This window comes from Micromonospora sp. DT44, assembly GCF_049841635.1.
In the GTDB taxonomy this organism is placed as follows: domain Bacteria; phylum Actinomycetota; class Actinomycetes; order Mycobacteriales; family Micromonosporaceae; genus Micromonospora.
The window spans coordinates 1-337 of sequence record NZ_JBNCKS010000188.1 but is presented as its reverse complement, the minus strand read 5'-3'; the positions used below and the strand labels follow the sequence as shown (position 1 = coordinate 337).

General features: G+C 54.9%; 1 protein-coding gene. It reads right to left on the bottom strand.

Annotated elements, in window-relative coordinates; all coding sequences use genetic code 11:
• Window positions 1-337 (bottom strand): hypothetical protein (locus tag ACLQ25_RS32860; RefSeq protein ID WP_425734614.1); only part of this gene is annotated, 337 nt, incomplete at both ends.

Below are 337 nucleotides of genomic sequence, written 5' to 3'. Positions count from 1 at the left end.
GCGATCTCCGTAGTATTCTCGTGCTATTTCGGCGAACGCCTCCCACCTAGCGTCTCTACTGACCTTGGCAGCGCTGGACGCGACCGCCCTCGCCACGTCGCCGATCGCTCCGCAACCCTCCAAAAAATCCTTCAGATCCTTGGGCGTGTCACCGGGAATCTGCTTGCCCTCCTGCCGCCAATCATAAAGATTTTTTCCGAGGTATACCACAATCCCGTTGGTGGCCTTCCTCTTGTATGTTTGCGGGGGGAGTTTCCGCCGATTTTCTTGGCCATCTTTGTAGTAGTCTCGTGCTATCTCGTCGAACGCTACCCACTCTTCTTCGGTCCTCTTATAA